Source organism: Alteromonas sp. KUL42, assembly GCF_006538325.1.
In the GTDB taxonomy this organism is placed as follows: Bacteria; Pseudomonadota; Gammaproteobacteria; order Enterobacterales; family Alteromonadaceae; genus Alteromonas.
The window spans coordinates 370,144-386,730 of the sequence record NZ_BJKK01000001.1; the positions used below are offsets into that span (position 1 = coordinate 370,144).

Here is a 16,587-nt window from a genome sequence, read left to right on the forward strand (position 1 = left end):
TAATGAACGGTATTCGAGTTTTACTCATTGACGATGAACCTTCCATAACAGAAATGTTAAGACTGTTCATGGAGCATCGAGGAGCGATCGTCACCGACTTTCAAAGCGCCAAGGATGGAATTGAATATTTAGAAATACACGCTAGTGACATAGATGTGATTGTGACTGACTTTAGTATGCCGGGGAGCATTACCGGAGGCGATATTTTTGCCTTAACTAAATCAAAGTATACACATGTGGTATGTTTTATTATGTCTGGGTTTATCGATGTGCTTCCTGATGGTATCGACCCTTTCTATTTAATAGACAAACCCGTTAACTTCAATTTTATCGCATCTCGTATAAATGAAGCGCTTAACAAAAACTCTCCTGCCAATTAAGTAAGTAAGAATTTTCAGTCATCCAAAATGCTCTAGGTGCGAAAACTTGTATTTGATTATCTATGCCACCGGTGGCATTATTCCGTAAAGATACCGTAAAAAATGTAACATATTTGTATTTTTACGTAAGCCAATTCGCTAACCTATGGGAGCTTTCATGATTCGTTTCACTACGCAAACGGCCTGCATACTTATAATTCTATTATTGCCTTGGGCATCTCTCGCATCGACAAATGATGACTGGAAACTTGCTGGAACCATAGTTTCGAGTATTCAGTCTCCTAACATTCCAAGCGTTACTTTTTCAATTGACGACAATAGTCATACCAGAAAAGCGGCCCGTGAGACTATTCAGCAAACCATCGACAAAGCATCACAAAGTGGCGGTGGAATAGTAGTTATACCCAAAGGACGATGGTTAGTTAATGGTCCAATTCACTTAAAGAGTAAAATAAACTTGCACCTTGAAGAGGGGGCAGAGCTGCTTTTCTCCGGTGAGCCTTCAGATTATCTGCCAGTTGTCAAAACCCGTTGGGAAGGCACCGAAGTTTTCACCTATTCACCACTAATTTATGCCAACAATGTTGAAGATGTTGCGATTACTGGCAACGGGATTATTGATGGGAATGCTGACTCAACGTTCATAAGTTGGTATGACAAACAAACAGACGATATGCATGCGTTAAGAAAAATGGGCTTTGACAGTGTACCGGTTGAGCAGCGCGTTTTTGGTGAGGGGCATTATTTGCGCCCGCCTCTTATTCAATTTTTTCACGCCAAGCGCGTGCTTCTTGAAGGGTATACTGCTAAGAACTCACCATTTTGGGTTAATCACCTTGTTTACACATCTCACGCCGTAGTCAGAGATGTCAAAGTAGAGAGTCATTTGTATAACAATGACGGCCTTGATATTGAATCCAGTGAGTTTGTGTTAGCTGAAAACAACCACTTTAGAACGGGTGATGACGGCATTGTTATTAAGTCAGGGCGAGATGCTGATGGACGTAATATTGGCGTTCCTAGTACTGACATCGTCGTACGTAAAAATGATTTAGGTGGTGAAGACGGAATAGGCCTAGGCTCTGAGATGTCAGGTGGCATAAAACGCGTTTTCTTTGAAAATAATGTACTAAGAGAAGGGGACTCTGCTTATCGCTTTAAAAGTAATTTAGATCGTGGCGGTAGAGTTGAGATGATAAGAATACGAGGTAGTCGCGTGGCTTCTTTCAAACACTTATTTTGGTTTCAGTTAAACTACCCTAGCATGCTAAATGGCTATTTCCCTGCAACCTATACAGACATTATTATCGAGGATTTAACGGTTGAAGATGTTGGTACGGTATTGGAGATTCATGCGCCTGACGGCGTGCCGGTTCACAATGTTTTATTTAAAGATATAAGTATAAAGAATGCTGACACGTCGTTAATTTTAGAGAATGCGAGAGACATTACATTTGATAATGTTGCTATTGGCAATCAAACATGGAATGGCACTTTCTCATCACTCAATACATCCGCTAAAAGCAAGAATGCGAACTAAGCTACGGCTAAACTGAGACTAAGCAATTCAGAAAGGATAACTTAGTTTACTTAACTTCATAGCCCCATGGTGCATCAGGTGCAACTATGGGGTTTGTTAGGTCAAAGTCGATTTGTATGTCCCTTGCTGGGCGCATCAAACGGTAACTAAAGCGGCTTGGATATATCATCATTTGCCACACATTATCAACGGATGCAGCCATATCCGATTCTATAAACTGTTGCTTAGAATAAATATCAGCGGGGAAAGATTGAACTTGGTTGAAACCAGCATCGACAGTATGACCTCCGTACATTGTTGAGGCGTGGTAGCTGCCATCTTCATAGCGATGATCGTGCTTTAACATAAGTCCCGCACCTGTTTTGGTCAAAATCCAGGTACGTGAAGCATCATCGCCAACGTAAAAAGGAATTTGAATTTCATTTTCTGAGCATTGTCGAACATACATTACTAAGTTGGCACCACCAAAGGTGTTACCTACATTATCTTTGGTAATTTTTCCCGTAAATGCCTGCCCACAATGTTCTTTAATCGCATCGAAAAATGCGTCGTGGGTTGGAATTGATACCAAGGGAGCCGATTTTGCAAGTGCAAGCATAGACACAAATGGCAATAGGGCAATATATAGTTTTTATTCATTGTTTTCTCTAAGGTCGGAGCTATTTTTTCGCGCTATTAAAGTAGGGATGGTTGCAATAATAGCGTCAAAAGGCTGTAGATTTTGATAGCCCCTGCATAATACAACAGCACCTTCGATACTTGAAATGATCGTCAGTGATAGTGAATGAGCATAATGTTCATTGTGCCCTTGCTCAAGCAGGTAATCGCACAAAATATCCTGCCACTTGTTAAAAGCATCAGATACCGCCCTTTTTATATTTTGTTCATCGTCATCTGAATTCTCAATAGCAGCGGCAACAATAGGGCATCCTTGTTGGAAACTGTATTTGGAGAGTCGGTTTCTCCAGTTCTCTAAAAAAACTCTCACACCATTTTCGTTATTAGTTGAGAGACAAGCTTTCAATTCACTGGCCGCTCTCTCGCCAGCCCATTCAATGGCTTCTATGACAATTTGGCTTTTACCTTCTGGAAAGTGATGGTAGGTAGAACCTAATGGTGCTTGAGCTGCCTTAGCAACTTCACGAATACTAATGCCCCTTAAACCGCGTGTGGCCAGCATCATCGCTGCTGTTTCTATAACTCTTTGACGTCCTACAGAAGATGCTTTGCTCATAAAAGTAAACCCACTTGTTATAACGAGTGTCATAGTGTAGCATGTCTTTAATATTAAGACACTTGTTATAATTTGGTGGTTATGCAGTCAATTTCATTTACTACAGCTGACAACTATGAAATCCACGGCTCTGTGTTTACTCCTAGTATCCACGTAAAAGGAAGAATAATTGTAGCTGGTGCAACGGGCGTACCTCAGGGGTTTTATCGACGATTTGCTACATTTGCAAAAGCGCAAGGATATGAAGTGATAACGTTTGATTATCGGGGAATTGGCAGTTCAAAGCCTAAAACGCTAAAAGGCTTCGAAATGAATTTGCTCGACTGGGGAAGGTTGGATTTAGCAGCTGTAGTTGACTCAATGAGTGAAGATGGGCTTCCACTTTTCATCATTGGTCATAGCTACGGCGGGCACGCATTTGGTTTACTGCCCAATCATCACAAGGTGTCAGGATTCTATGTCTTTGGCACTGGCGCAGGGTGGCATGGTTACATGCCTTTCTCTGAGCAAGCCAAAGTACTCGCTATGTGGAATTTGGTTCTGCCAATTATAACGTGGTGGAAAGGGTATTGTGCTTGGCGACTACTTGGTATGGGAGAAGATTTACCACGTAGTGCTTTCCTACAATGGCGTTATTGGTGCAAATTTCCACATTACTTTTTTGATGACCCCAAAATGTCAGGTTTACGCTATCTCTACCAGTCAGTTAAAACGCCAATCGTAGCTGCCAATGCATTAGATGATAGATGGGCAATGCCTGTTTCTAGAGATGCATTTGTCAAACACTACTCTAATACCTCAGTTACCAAAGTTGATATTTCACCTAAAGAGGTAGGAGGGGAGATTGGTCATATGGGTTACTTTAGAAAAAACTCAGAACCTTTGTGGGGAGCTGCCCTGAATTGGTTTGATGGAATAACGACTAAATTGTAGTCGGTATCTTATTTCTAATTCTCATTTCAAATCAACAAACTAAGGTTAAAGAGTGAAGATATCACAACTCACTGGTATACAACACTTCACAGCAATTATTCAGGGTAAAGTTTCACTCCCAACAATATTTGACGTTATCGCTGAAGGGCGGCCATCAACGCTTCGAATTTTGTTCTTCCGACTGGAATGGTGCTTCCTGATTTTAAGTGGGCGAAATATTTTGCGCCTGATTTTTGGCTAACACTTTCTATCTCGTTCAACGACACTGCATATGATCTATGAACGCGCATGAAAATGTCGGGCAGCAGTTGCATAAGTTTATCAAGGTGTTTGTCATGCAATATCACCACATCGCTTTTGGTGGTTATCTCGCTGTAATGCCCTGATGCCTGTATATACTGAATGTCGTCAAGGGATACAAAATGGAGCTTGTCATGCTTTTTATATGACAATCGCTTACATTGCCCTTTGAAACTGGCATCGAAATAGCGCTGTAAAGCTGCCTCAACTCTTTCTTTGGTGAAGGGTTTGCCAATGAAATCCAATACGCCTAATTCAAAAGCATCAAGTGCTCTGTCGGTATTCGCTGAAACAACGATGGTGTGATAAGGCTCAGCCAAATGCTCGTGCAAAAGTGAAAAGCCATCCTTACCATGTAAATTTAAGTCAAGAAATAATACGTCAGTAGTTGTTGCCGCGAGGTGATCTTGTGCATCATCTAAATTGTTGAACGTTGTTATTGATGCTTTGTCTTGTACCACTTCTAGGATGAAGCGATGTAGCCTTTTAGCTACCATAGGCTCATCTTCTACCAGAGTAATTTTTATCATAATGGCTTACCTATTTATATACTGCATACCACGTGCTAAGCAATCTCAGGCTTGCTGTGATATTTGAGAGGAAAAGTTAACGTGACTGTCCAAAAGTCAGATTCCTGTCTTTCATCAAAATTCCAATGCTCTCCGTAAGCTTCAGTTAGCCTTGCTTTGATATACTTTGTACCTACACCTGTACCAATACCTGTACTTGCTCCTGCGGCATTAGGGTTTACACCCTTGCCGGGTTTTGTCGCACCGCATTTCTGAGATTTAAAGATTACCTTTGTCATTACTTCCTTAGAATGGCTGTTATCTTCATTTACTATTATAAAGAAATCGTATGTATTAGCTCCGTAGTTATTGTGGCTAAAAGCATTTTCTATCAGCGTTAAAAGTATTCCCGGTGGAATGAGGGCACGCGCGTTAATACCTTTGCTCATAAGGTTAAACTGTGCATCAAATCGATAACCCATGATCTTAAGGTGGCTTTCACACAAAGCAATCTCCTGTGAGAATGTCACCAATGACTGGTTACTTAATTGTGCCATTTGCCTGAATTCTAGTGCCAATGCTTGAATAAACGACACTGCATCGCTGGGTGAAGTGTCTATCCACTCTTCAATGGCGGTTAGTGTATTAAGAATAAAGTGAGGTTGGAGCTGCTTCTTAATAAGTTCTAGTTCCAATCGTTGTGTGGTTAATCGTGATTGGTTTAATGCACGTTGCCTTTCTGCGTGGGTTTGGCTAAGTACCAAAAGCATTAGTAATGCTAAGCAGCTAAAAGACACAAAGAAATATTGATCCATAAATGACAAGCGACTAACCAGAATAGGGGAAACAAAAACCGCAATGCCAACTGTCATAATAAGTGCGTACTTTTTGTGTTTTATTATGCTGAAAACACTAATAGCAAAACTGCCAATGAGACTTGTACCAAACAGAATTAAGCTGCGAAGGTCATAGCTATCCCCCAAAAAAATAACCAAGATATTAAAAACACTAAGCGAGAGGAGTAACCCAATTAAAATGCGTTTTGAGTAATTGAAAAATGCCATAAAAAACATAGGCAACAAGGTACTTACTAAAAGTGTTAGCCATAATATCACTTCCATCCTAAAAGCGTGCCAAATGTAGCTGTATCCGAAGAGGCCACGCCAAGACTCTGCAAGAATAAGAAGCACTAACATGGTGCTTAAACCACTAAACCATATATAGGCTGGCTCTTTTAAAGATGAGAAATACACTTGAAATGAATACAAGGCCACTAGTAATAAACCGCTCAGCATCATGATTGGCAGCCTAACTCGCTCTTCTCCAAGGCTAAGTAGGCTTGCGTAGTCATCGGCAAACACCCAGGTACCACTGTGTGCCATTGTGCTTGAGTGGTATTGACTACTGAACCGCAAAATAAGTGTGTTATCTCCTGATATTATCCACTGCTGAGGCAGCAAAAACACACTGTCTATTTCACCGGGTAATTCGTTATTGCCATTAGAAGCAGGTCTTCCATTACTACCAATGTAGTGTCCATTCAAATAAACTGAATAGGCGCCGAGTATTGAAATAAAGACGCCCTTGGAAGGATGTTCACTCCCGCGTTCATTTAACGCAGAGGCATTGTCGAAGTTAAACGTGAATTTTAACCACATCGGGTTTGCCGAGAGCTTCAATTGAGGTTTTCTGTATAGCTGCCAGCGCCTATCACTTTTGTCGGGCAACGATTCTTGATTGGACTTCAATACGCTGAATTGACTTGGCAGAAGAAGGGCATCTTGAGGTTTGTCATGCAGTAATACTACACCCCAAATAAGTACAGCCATCAGTACGACATAGAACCAACTTAATTTTTGCACCGATTGCTTACCTTTTTCTCACTATCTAATTGATACATTACACAGTTTTCTATTCGAACAGAAGTATTCAAAATGTTGTTTAGGCACTGAGGATGCTGTTGAAGAAAATGTTTTTAATTTTACTTATTAAAAAACTTAAACGTTGGTAATTAGTGGTGTAACTTGTAAATTTCAGCGAAGTTTATGATTTAAGTCAAATCGCGCTATATTGTAAGTGGAAGCGTGGAGGTAAAGAAGTGATAATATCTCATGTCGCAACACCAATGCGGTAGCGTTGCACAATAGGCTGTAGTTTATTAAAACGTATAGGTTGAACGGCAAAAGGTGATTCACAAAAATATTTAACCTCATTCCCCAAAAGGAGTATTGGAGGTAGCGCAGGTAGGAGCAAGCTGCATGGTAACGTTTTACAGTATTTTGATGTGCTTAAACGCACTGTGCGCCGTTACTATTCTTCTGTCTGGTGTTGACAGAAAACGACCTCATTTTGTCGTGTTGGCTGTTCTGAATGTTGTGCTGTTTATTTTCCACTTCTTGTCGCTATCGTTGCACGCTTCAGAAGATGTAAACGAAGCCATAGCAATCAGTAAATTGCACCTTGCTTGTATTATTATTGGCCATCCAGTGCTGGTACTCGTATTTGGTTTGTGGACGCGATTCAAAAACACAAAACTCGTCTTTTATTCTTTTTGTGTTTTTTCCATGCCGTTATTTTTGATTAATTTCTTTTCTGAATTTTCTATCCGTTATGGCGATCATGTTGAATTAGTTTCCTATGTTTCAGTATTTGGAGACTCTGTTTCTATACTGTTGGGAGATAGCCATGCTTATTTCCCGCTCATACATTTTAGTTATGCCATTGCATCAATTTTTATTGCCTACTGTATAATTCGCTTTTACAACCAAAAGAAGCGCTACTTGTTTACAATTTTACTTGTAACAATCGCTTTACAGATCATCTCAAGCATTGTCGGCTATGAGATCGATCAAGGATATAGTCGGTGGGTATATATTGGTGGTGTGCCATCAACAGTACTATCACTTATGGTACTGGGAATGATAAGTCGAGGGTTTAAAGAGAAGTCAGATGAACTTATTAATGAAAGCGCACAAAAGGAAGCGCTTCACGATGTATTTTCTCGGCTTGCGAAAATTTCTAATGAAGATGGATTACATTCCTTCTACGAAGAGTCTATTGAACTACTTGCAGAATTCTCAAAGGCTGACTACGTCATTTATGGCATTGTTGACCCCAAAGATCCCCACAATATTGCGACAAAAGTGGTGTTTAAAGAAGGACAACAAATCGACAACTTTGTTTACCAAAGAAGAGGAACACCTTGTGAGAATGTGCTCTCTATTGATGCATGTATACACCGGGAAAACGTCTGCCTAGATTATCCTGACGATGTAATGCTAAAAGAGGAAGGTATTGAAGCGTATATTGGTCATCCAATTGTTGGCAGTGATCGCCGTTCCGTAGGTGTATTGGTGCTGCTTTATAAAATGCCACTAAGTAATGAAAAAGTACTCAAGACTGTTACCGATGTATTCGCAACAAGAATTAGTGCTGAATATCGAAGAGACAGATTGCAAAGTGAGCTTAAGGCAACCGCCTATGTTGACTATGTTACAAGCCTTCCCAACCGCACCAAGCTGCTGACCTATATAAACAATATTCGCTCAGAGTTATTAAATAAAGACAGCCAAGCGTTGTTAATGCTATTTGACCTTGATCATTTTGGTGAAGTGAACCGAAAGTACGGATATGACGTTGGAGACAAAGTAATCAAAATGATTGGAGACCGTCTAAGTAGTTATACTAGTGAGAGCGTGTTTATATCTCGAAGTGGCGGCGATGAATTCGCTGTTGTCATTCCCAAAGTTAAAGCAGACATCACCAACCTAACGAATGTGCATTGGACGGCAATACAAGCAATTGTCAACCAGACCTGCAACGTGGGCAACCGTAAAATAAACATTAATTGCACCATGGGGGCGGTTGTTTTTCCTTCACAACTTCAAGCCAACTTTGATGTGCTAGGCGCTGCAGAACAGGCACTTCTTCAAGCCAAGGAGCACGGCAGAGGGCGATATACATTTTTTGATCCTTCATTTTTATCCAATGTCGAATATACCCGTGAATTAGAGGCCGATTTGGTTGCTGCGCTTTATCAAGATGATGGTTTAGATGTTTTTTATCAGCCTAAGGTGGATAGAGAAGGCAAGATCGTAGGCGCTGAGGCATTGTTACGCTGGTTTAGTAAGAAAAGAGGTTTTGTGTCCCCAGCGGATTTTATCCCTATTGCTGAGGAAACAGGGGTTATTCATTTGTTGGGGCAGTGGGTGCTTGCAAGAGTGCTCAATGATATTTCAAATTGGATAGAAAAAGGGTACAACCCTGTTCCTATTGCGATCAATGCGACTGCGTCACAGTTTGAGGATTTCGAGTTTATTGAACATTTTATTACATCAGTCAAAAATAAAAATATACCGTCGCGGTTGTTAGAGCTTGAACTCACCGAGTCGGGTTTGTTCACCGATAAAAATAAAGCAATTGAAACCTTATCACGGCTCAGAGATTTCGGCATTACGGTGGCATTAGACGACTTTGGTACAGGCTACTCTTCGTTGTCCTACTTAAGTGAATTACCTCTCGATGTTCTTAAAATAGACAAGGCGTTTGTGGACGGGTTACATGATGAACGCAATCGCGAACTGGTGAAATCCATCATTGCGATCAGCAAAGCCATGGGGCTTGCCAATGTCGCCGAAGGCACTGAGAGCCAAGATCAAGTTAAGCTATTGGAGACTTATGGTTGTAGCCTATTCCAAGGATACTTCTTTAGTAAGCCACTGATAAAAAATGAATTTGAAGATTGGATAAAGTGATAACAGCGAGAGATATATCATAGTACTCAATATTCAACACAAGCTAAAAAGTGCGTTTATTTAATTTAACTTCTATAGTCGTTATCTTATCGCTAACAGCATTGTAAATTTTATTGTTTCCTAGTAATGATTAACGATATTAAGGTTTGTCTAATAGCAATCCTTAATGCTCGCTCTATTAAATAATTACAATAATGAAGCACACCGGACGACAATTATGAAAAAGCTCCTTCAAGCGGCTCTTGCCGTATCTGTGTCTATAGCATGTATGCCCGCTATGGCTGCCAAGAATAAAGACGATTCAACCGTATTTACCAGCGATACCTTCAAAGCGATGGAACTCAGAAGTATTGGGCCAGCTTATATGTCGGGGCGTATTGCTGATATTGCCATCGATCAAAACAACCCTTCTACGTGGTATACGGCGGTTGGCTCTGGCGGTGTGTGGAAAACCACGAATGCGGGAACAACCTGGACGCCAGTATTTGACAAGCAAACTGTTTATTCCATTGGTGATGTAACTATTGCGCCGAGTAATTCAAACATAGTTTGGGTAGGTACGGGTGAAAATAACGGTGGACGTCATATAAGCTTTGGCGACGGTGTGTATAAATCTGTCGATGGCGGGAAAACGTGGAAAAATATGGGCCTACCCAACTCAGAGCACGTTTCAGATATTATTATCCATCCTACCAATCCCGATATCGTCTGGGTATCGGCTCAAGGGCCGTTATGGAGTAAGGGCGGAGACAGAGGCCTTTATAAGACGATAGATGGAGGCAAATCTTGGAAGCAAGTGTTGACGCCTACCGATGAATGGACTGGCGTTACCTCGTTACTTATTGACCCAAGAAACCCTGACAAGCTGTATGCAGCAACTTGGTCTCGTCAACGTACCATCGCGGCTTATGTTGGCACGAACGAAGGCGCGGGTATTTTTACGTCTAACGATGGCGGCGAAACGTGGACGGAACTTAAAGAAGGTTTACCTAAGGGGAACATGGGCAAAATTGGTATGGCTATCTCGCCAATGAAGCCAGATGTATTGTATGCCACTATTGAAACCGATAACCGCAAAGGTGGTTTTTACCGTTCAGAAGACCAAGGTGCAAGTTGGACCAAGGTGTCCGATGAAGTAGGCGGTGGTACAGGCCCGCATTACTATCAAGAAATATTTGCCGATCAGCATCAGTTTGACCGTGTTTATATTGCCAGTAACTACAGCAAAGTATCAAATGACGGTGGCAGAACATGGACACCGATTAATACCAAACGAAAGCACGTCGATGATCACGCAATGGCGTTTCACCCCACAGATCCAGACTTCGTCTTAATGGGCTCTGATGGTGGTATTTATATGTCGCACGACAGAATGGAAAACTGGCGCTTTATGGCAAACTTGCCCTTAACCCAGTTTTATAAAGTTGCCCCAGATGACAGCGCGCCGTTTTACAATGTTTATGCAGGTGCTCAGGACAACTCTACACAAGGTGGCCCCTCTCGAACCAACCGCAAAGAAGGTATCAAAAACAAAGATTGGTTCTTAACCCTAGGCGGGGACGGACACCAACCTGCGGTTGAACCCGGCAACCCAGATATTATTTATTCACAGTGGCAGCAAGGCAATTTAGTACGCGTAGACCGCACAACCAAAGAGGGCGTGTATATAAGACCTCAACCGCTACCGGGAGACCCTGCTGAGCGCTTTAATTGGGATGCGCCAATAAATGTGTCGGCGCACGACCCTAAACGTATTTATTTTACTTCACAGCGCGTATGGCGCTCTGATGACCGCGGGGATAGTTGGACCGCAGTCTCTGGCGATCTAACTAAAAATGGCAACAGAATGCATATGCCTATGATGGGCAGAACCTGGTCTGTGGAAGCAGGGTGGGATCTCTATGCCATGTCTGAATTCCATACCATTGCCAATTTCGCTGAAAGTCCGGTAGACCAAGATATTTTGTGGGTAGGTACTGACGATGGCCTGATTCAGGTAACCACTGATGGCGGCAAAAATTGGAAGAAAATAGAACTTGAAGATATCAAAGGCATTCCAGCCACGGCTTACGTTAATGATATTCGTGCCGACCTTTTTGACCCGAACACTGTTTATGTAGCCTTGGATAACCACAAATACGGTGATTACAAACCCTATCTAATAAAGTCGACTAACCTAGGTAAAAAATGGGTATCACTAGCTGATGACCTTCCAGAAAAGCACTTGGTATGGCGTATTGTGCAAGACCATGTGAACAAGGATTTGATGTTCATTGGTACAGAATTTGGCATTTTCTTCACCGTAGACGGTGGCAAAGATTGGGTTGAACTAGATGGGGGAATGCCCACTATTTCAACTCGCGATGTGAAGATCCAGCGCAGAGAAAATGATTTGGTTGCCGGTACCTTTGGACGCGGTATCTATATTCTAGATGACTATGCACCATTACGTACATTAAGCGAAAAGAGCATGGAGCAAGACGCATTGCTGTTTGCGCCAAGTCGACCCGTGAAGTGGTTTAATTTGGATGATAATCATACCGATTCTGATGGTGATGACCGCTATGTAGCTAAAAACCCAGAGCATGGCGCGACACTGACGTATTACCTGAAAGACGATGTGCTATCAGCTAAAGAAAAGCGTCAAAAGGCGGAAAAAGCGCTGCTTGAAGACGACAAATTCCCGAAATATCCCAGCTGGGAAGCAGTTGAAGCTGAGTTGTTAGAAGAAGCGCCAGCCGTGTACTTGGAGATCCGCGATACCAATGGTGAAGTGGTAAACCGTGTTGAAGGAAGTGCGAATAAAGGTTTGCATCGAGCAACGTGGAATATGCAGCATGCGGGCACAACACCCATTAACGACAAAGACAGCAAAAACAAAGGGCTAATGGCAATGCCGGGCAGTTACAGTGCGGTGTTAATGAAACGGGAGGGGGCAGAACTGACACAGTTGGCAGAGCCTGTCGAGTTTGAATTGGTATCTATTTATGAAGGTGCATTGGAAGGTCCTTCTAAAGACGAAATCAAAGCGTTTCAGCAAGAACTAACCTTAGTGCAAGCGCGAGTACTATCGTCAACGACAGTGCTTAAACAACTCAATGACACCATGGATATGGTTCGAATGGCCATTGATCGCACGCCTTCTGATGTTGCGTTATTAGAGACAAAATATGCCGATATTCAAGACGAAATAAACGCTATTAATAAAGTCTTCAATGGGTTAGCTTCTCGCGAGAAAAATGGCATTAAGCCAGCGAATGTTATGAGCCGTTTACGCTACGCTATGTCTGCACTGTGGTCGTCATATGGACCTACTCAGCAGCACAAAGACCAGTTGAGCTATGCCAATGATGGTGTGGAGCAGGTTGTAGAGCGCATTAAAGTGATACAGGAGCAATCAGTGCCATCGCTGCAACAGGCAATAGTTGACCAAGGAGGTCCGTGGACTACTGGGCTTCCTGTTATTGCCAAATAGTGCATTGGGAAGTTTATTTAGCGCTAACTAAACCTAAAAATAAAGATATAGTGCGGCAGTGTAATCATTGCCGCGCTATCCTGTTTTTATTTGATTTTTGTCCGGTTCACTTTTCATCAGCCCTCTTCAAACATATGTTTTATCCTAAATGCGCTTAAAAACTACTATAAGAAAATGCCCACTCTCTTTTATTTGCCTATGTAGCTGGCTTTCTACCATTCCTTTTGAGGAAGTAAAAGCAGACGAAATAGAACGCTATACCGTGACAGTACCAAAGCCGTTGTACGACAAGACACTTCAGCAAATTTTTCCCCAATATCACTATTCAAGTACCACTTCATTGGCATCAACACATGCTAATGAAATAGTGCTTCAATCGCCTTCTGTAAATTTAAACGGGCAAGGTGGGCAAATTCAAAATATCAACATCCGAGGCTTTTCTCGGTGGCGTATACAATCGCTGGTGGATGGAGTACCCATTGTGAGCGACCGCCGTGCTGGCTCTAGTGTTGGTTTTTTACCTCCCCAATTCATAGCGCAAGCTGATGTTGTGCCCGGTGCGACTTCAACATACCTTGGGTCTGGTGCAATTGGCGGTGCAATAAACCTGCAGTTCTTTGATGTGATTGTGCCTCATGTCAGATTATCTTGGGGCCACAATCAGAACTTACAGCAATACAGCTACGCGGATGTGAGCGGAAACACTGATTGGCAAGGCGCTTTTACTAATGCGGGGAAAGGTATTGATGCGCAAAATCGCGAATTGATGGATGCGTACACTCAGTCTGCGTTTTTCCTTCGACATCGACCAGAAAGTAGTGCAGTGAAAGAGGTATGGACACTGTATTCTCACAATAGTGATATTGGTAAGTCGAGTAGCGACTATCCTAATGATCGGATAACTATCTATCCCCAAAATACCCATTGGTTAGGAAAAATGCGCATTGGGCTAGACACGTTGGCGGAAGGCACAACGGCGAATATCTGGTGGCATCAATCTAACCTAGAAACCAGTACAACAAGAATAGAAAAACGGCGTAACGATAGTGATAACAAGGCGTTCGATTTCGGCAGTGATATCAGTGGTTCCGCTGAGTTTTCCGATTGGTTTTTTAATTGGCAGTGGCAAGTTAGTGCAAGAGAGGGGGTAAGTATTGATGAGAGTGAGTATGCACTTACTTCAAGTGTTCCAATTTATAAGTTGCGCACCTTAGATGCCAGTGAATATAACACCGCAGTAATAACGGATGTATCAAGCGTATTTGGTAACTTTGCTATTGCATCAGGTGGGCGTCTTGATTGGCAGCGTCAGTCTAACAATAGTGTAGATGTTACTTCCTTGAATGTTAGTGGTTTCACAGGTGCAAACTACACGTTATCAGCGCATTGGAATGCAAGCCTTTATGTGTCGAGTGCGTTTAGAAATCCATCACTCACAGAGCGTTTCTTTTTCGGTGAGACGCCTCGGGGCACAGTGCGGGGGGATGAAAATCTGCTCACTGAAGAAGCGATTAATACGCAGGGAACCTTGTTTTACAACAATGCAAATACCAAGGCTTCGGTTGAGGTCTTCCATCAGAAAATAAATAATTATATCGAACGCATTGATGTTTCAGATGATTCTGAGCCAGGCGTGAGAACCCTACAGTATGCCAATATTCAAAATGCGACAATTCGAGGGGTGACGTACCAAATACAATGGCATCCATCACACAGTGCTTGGCAATTTCGTGTAAGTGGCGCATGGATTAAAGGACAAAATGACCAAGGCGGCGCTATTGCGGATATTCCACCTCATAATCAAAGGTTAGATGTTAATTATGAGTTTTCGGATTTTCGTGTATTTACCACATTGTCATATCGCAGTAGCAAGCGAGATATAGGTATTGGAGAGCGCGAGGTTGAAAACATTGTCACCGCAGATATAGGTGGTGAATGGCAAATAAGCCAAAGGCTTCGCCTACATGCGAAGTGGACAAATATAACAAACCAACTGTTTTATAGCAGTACTGATGAGCAAGCAGCGTTTGCCCAAGGTAGTAACGTAAATATTGGTGCAACTGTACTGTTGTAAGAAAGACATGTTAAAGGGCGCTAATTTATACGATAGTGGCGCTTTCTATATTTACTCTTTAGTGTAGTAAACAGCATTACCAGCCCCGTTACCCAAAGCACGAAAAGCAAAATTGCCGCAGGTAAAAAAAGCCACAATTTGGCACCTTCAAAAAACCAACTACCGTCGTGAATAGCTTCTATGGTGTCAGTACGTCTATACGCCACCTGAAGCACGTCGCCAGATTGTGCGTCTAGTTGTATTTCCCAATGGTTCTTCCCACGCACTTTTATAATGCCTTTATTCGGTCTAACGTCCAGCCTATCTATATCCTCCCAAGTGACTATATTAGCCTCAGCTACAGTGCTTGCTGACTGTAAAATACGTTCGAAACTCAGTGTTGGGTAAGCATTTGGGGCTCTTTGTGTGGGAGGTTGGATCCAATCAAACTCTTTTTTAACCTGCAGTAATAATCCACTTCCAATAACAATGATAACAGGGATAAATATAACGAGGGAAAGCCATAAATGAAGGCTTCTACTGGTTTTTCGAAGAGTGTTGGCCATGAATTTTCTACCAGAAATTTAAGTTGTTACTATACGTTAATGTGCTGGCGCTTAAAAATGCTAAGCGCTTAAGCAACAATAATTGTCGTTGTAAGTAATAACTCGTAAACAATAAAGCGCGAATTGGGATTTCATATCAGTGTGAGTTGATTTGGTGTAGACTCCGCATTTGCTTTCACCCTGTCTTACAAAGGCCCCTCATGATCCACAATGATGTTTTACGCCGTCTGCGCTTTGCTCTTGCCATAAACGATACCGCTGCAATCGGTATCTTTAAGATGGTCGACTATGATATGGATATTGAATACCTTCATGCCATTATGAAAAAAGAAGATGAAACAGGCTATTTGCCGTGTAGAGATAAAATCATCGCACTATTTCTCGATGGCCTTATTATCAAAAATCGTGGTAAGCAAGAGGGGCAAATGCCAAGGGTTCTTGAAGCAGGAGAACGTTTGTCGAACAACGATATTCTTAGAAAGCTCCGCATTGCTATGAGTTACAAAGACGAAGACATGATTGATGTGTTGAAGCTAGCCAATTTTCGTATGAGCAAAGGTGAGTTATCTGCATTTTTCAGAAAGCCTGATCACAGAAACTTTAAACCCGCTGGCGATCAAGTTGTACGCAACTTGCTCCAAGGCATGGTGAAAAAGTACCGCCCAGACTCGACAAAACAAAAGGCCAATATTTCAAGTCGTGGGGCTACTCAAAAGACGAACGCCCGGCCCAAAGCAACGCAAACGCCAAAGCCAGCGCAACAGCCAAAGTCTAAACCAACGTCAGCGGCGAAGCCTTCAGAGACGCAATCAGTCTGGGGTAAGATAAATAAAGGCTAAGGGT

Annotated in this window: 12 protein-coding genes; 7 read left to right on the top strand and 5 right to left on the bottom strand. The window is 42.2% G+C overall.

The genetic code is table 11. The features are described 5' to 3' along the window. Positions 1-2 precede the first annotated feature (2 nt). Together EYR97_RS01580 and EYR97_RS01585 are read left to right on the top strand one after the other, a co-directional pair. Entirely contained in the window at positions 3-380 is a 378-nt protein-coding gene (locus EYR97_RS01580) for a response regulator (RefSeq protein ID WP_131092085.1), read from the top strand. A 157-nt stretch (positions 381-537) separates the two neighbouring features. Further along, entirely contained in the window at positions 538-1,920 is a 1,383-nt protein-coding gene (locus EYR97_RS01585; RefSeq protein WP_242634838.1) for a glycoside hydrolase family 28 protein, read from the top strand. A 46-nt stretch (positions 1,921-1,966) separates the two neighbouring features. Here EYR97_RS01585 and EYR97_RS01590 read toward each other — a convergent pair whose 3' ends face one another. Then, positions 1,967-2,518: a hypothetical protein gene (locus EYR97_RS01590; RefSeq protein ID WP_131092087.1), complete on the bottom strand. Its 552-nt coding sequence runs from the start codon at positions 2,516-2,518 to the stop codon at positions 1,967-1,969. Positions 2,519-2,551: 33 nt separating this feature from the next. Further along, positions 2,552-3,154, bottom strand: coding sequence for a TetR/AcrR family transcriptional regulator (locus EYR97_RS01595; RefSeq protein ID WP_131092088.1), 603 nt, complete (start codon positions 3,152-3,154; stop codon positions 2,552-2,554). Positions 3,155-3,235: 81 nt separating this feature from the next. On the opposite strand from EYR97_RS01595, the gene EYR97_RS01600 reads away from it, so the two are divergent. Then, the gene (locus EYR97_RS01600) at positions 3,236-4,087 is read left to right on the top strand and encodes an alpha/beta fold hydrolase (protein ID WP_131092089.1); all 852 of its coding nucleotides are present in this window, start codon (positions 3,236-3,238) and stop codon (positions 4,085-4,087) included. 134 nt (positions 4,088-4,221) lie between these two features. Here the strand turns inward: EYR97_RS01600 and EYR97_RS01605 are convergent, their stop codons facing one another. Continuing rightward, positions 4,222-4,917 carry a LytTR family DNA-binding domain-containing protein gene (locus tag EYR97_RS01605; protein ID WP_242634839.1) on the bottom strand — a complete coding sequence of 232 codons (696 nt, stop codon included), beginning with the start codon at positions 4,915-4,917 and terminating at the stop codon, positions 4,222-4,224. Positions 4,918-4,952: 35 nt separating this feature from the next. Continuing rightward, on the bottom strand, positions 4,953-6,758 hold the full coding sequence (locus tag EYR97_RS01610) for a sensor histidine kinase (RefSeq protein WP_242634840.1): 1,806 nt from the start codon (positions 6,756-6,758) through the stop codon (positions 4,953-4,955). A 396-nt stretch (positions 6,759-7,154) separates the two neighbouring features. On the opposite strand from EYR97_RS01610, the gene EYR97_RS01615 reads away from it, so the two are divergent. The 3 genes from EYR97_RS01615 (at position 7,155) to EYR97_RS01625 (ending at position 15,199) form a co-directional block, all read left to right on the top strand. Continuing rightward, complete coding sequence (locus EYR97_RS01615) at positions 7,155-9,650, top strand: bifunctional diguanylate cyclase/phosphodiesterase (protein ID WP_131092090.1); 2,496 nt, start codon at positions 7,155-7,157, stop codon at positions 9,648-9,650. A gap of 217 nt (positions 9,651-9,867) precedes the next feature. Further along, positions 9,868-13,125: a VPS10 domain-containing protein gene (locus EYR97_RS01620; RefSeq protein WP_131092091.1), complete on the top strand. Its 3,258-nt coding sequence runs from the start codon at positions 9,868-9,870 to the stop codon at positions 13,123-13,125. Between the two features lie 262 nt (positions 13,126-13,387). Continuing rightward, positions 13,388-15,199: a TonB-dependent siderophore receptor gene (locus EYR97_RS01625; protein WP_181409120.1), complete on the top strand. Its 1,812-nt coding sequence runs from the start codon at positions 13,388-13,390 to the stop codon at positions 15,197-15,199. A gap of 20 nt (positions 15,200-15,219) precedes the next feature. Here the strand turns inward: EYR97_RS01625 and EYR97_RS01630 are convergent, their stop codons facing one another. Continuing rightward, entirely contained in the window at positions 15,220-15,744 is a 525-nt protein-coding gene (locus tag EYR97_RS01630) for a PepSY domain-containing protein (RefSeq protein WP_131092093.1), read from the bottom strand. Between the two features lie 200 nt (positions 15,745-15,944). Between EYR97_RS01630 and EYR97_RS01635 the strand changes: the two genes are divergently transcribed. Then, the gene (locus EYR97_RS01635; RefSeq protein WP_131092094.1) at positions 15,945-16,583 is read left to right on the top strand and encodes a DUF1456 family protein; all 639 of its coding nucleotides are present in this window, start codon (positions 15,945-15,947) and stop codon (positions 16,581-16,583) included. The last annotated feature ends 4 nt before the right edge of the window (positions 16,584-16,587 follow it).

Coding starts and splice junctions, on each gene's coding strand:
- EYR97_RS01580 (WP_131092085.1), top strand. CDS start 3: ATGAACGGTATTCGAGTTTTACTCATTGACGATGAACCTTCCATAACA.
- EYR97_RS01585 (WP_242634838.1), top strand. CDS start 538: ATGATTCGTTTCACTACGCAAACGGCCTGCATACTTATAATTCTATTA.
- EYR97_RS01590 (WP_131092087.1), bottom strand. CDS start 2,518: ATGCTTGCACTTGCAAAATCGGCTCCCTTGGTATCAATTCCAACCCAC.
- EYR97_RS01595 (WP_131092088.1), bottom strand. CDS start 3,154: ATGAGCAAAGCATCTTCTGTAGGACGTCAAAGAGTTATAGAAACAGCA.
- EYR97_RS01600 (WP_131092089.1), top strand. CDS start 3,236: ATGCAGTCAATTTCATTTACTACAGCTGACAACTATGAAATCCACGGC.
- EYR97_RS01605 (WP_242634839.1), bottom strand. CDS start 4,917: ATGATAAAAATTACTCTGGTAGAAGATGAGCCTATGGTAGCTAAAAGG.
- EYR97_RS01615 (WP_131092090.1), top strand. CDS start 7,155: ATGGTAACGTTTTACAGTATTTTGATGTGCTTAAACGCACTGTGCGCC.
- EYR97_RS01620 (WP_131092091.1), top strand. CDS start 9,868: ATGAAAAAGCTCCTTCAAGCGGCTCTTGCCGTATCTGTGTCTATAGCA.
- EYR97_RS01630 (WP_131092093.1), bottom strand. CDS start 15,744: ATGGCCAACACTCTTCGAAAAACCAGTAGAAGCCTTCATTTATGGCTT.
- EYR97_RS01635 (WP_131092094.1), top strand. CDS start 15,945: ATGATCCACAATGATGTTTTACGCCGTCTGCGCTTTGCTCTTGCCATA.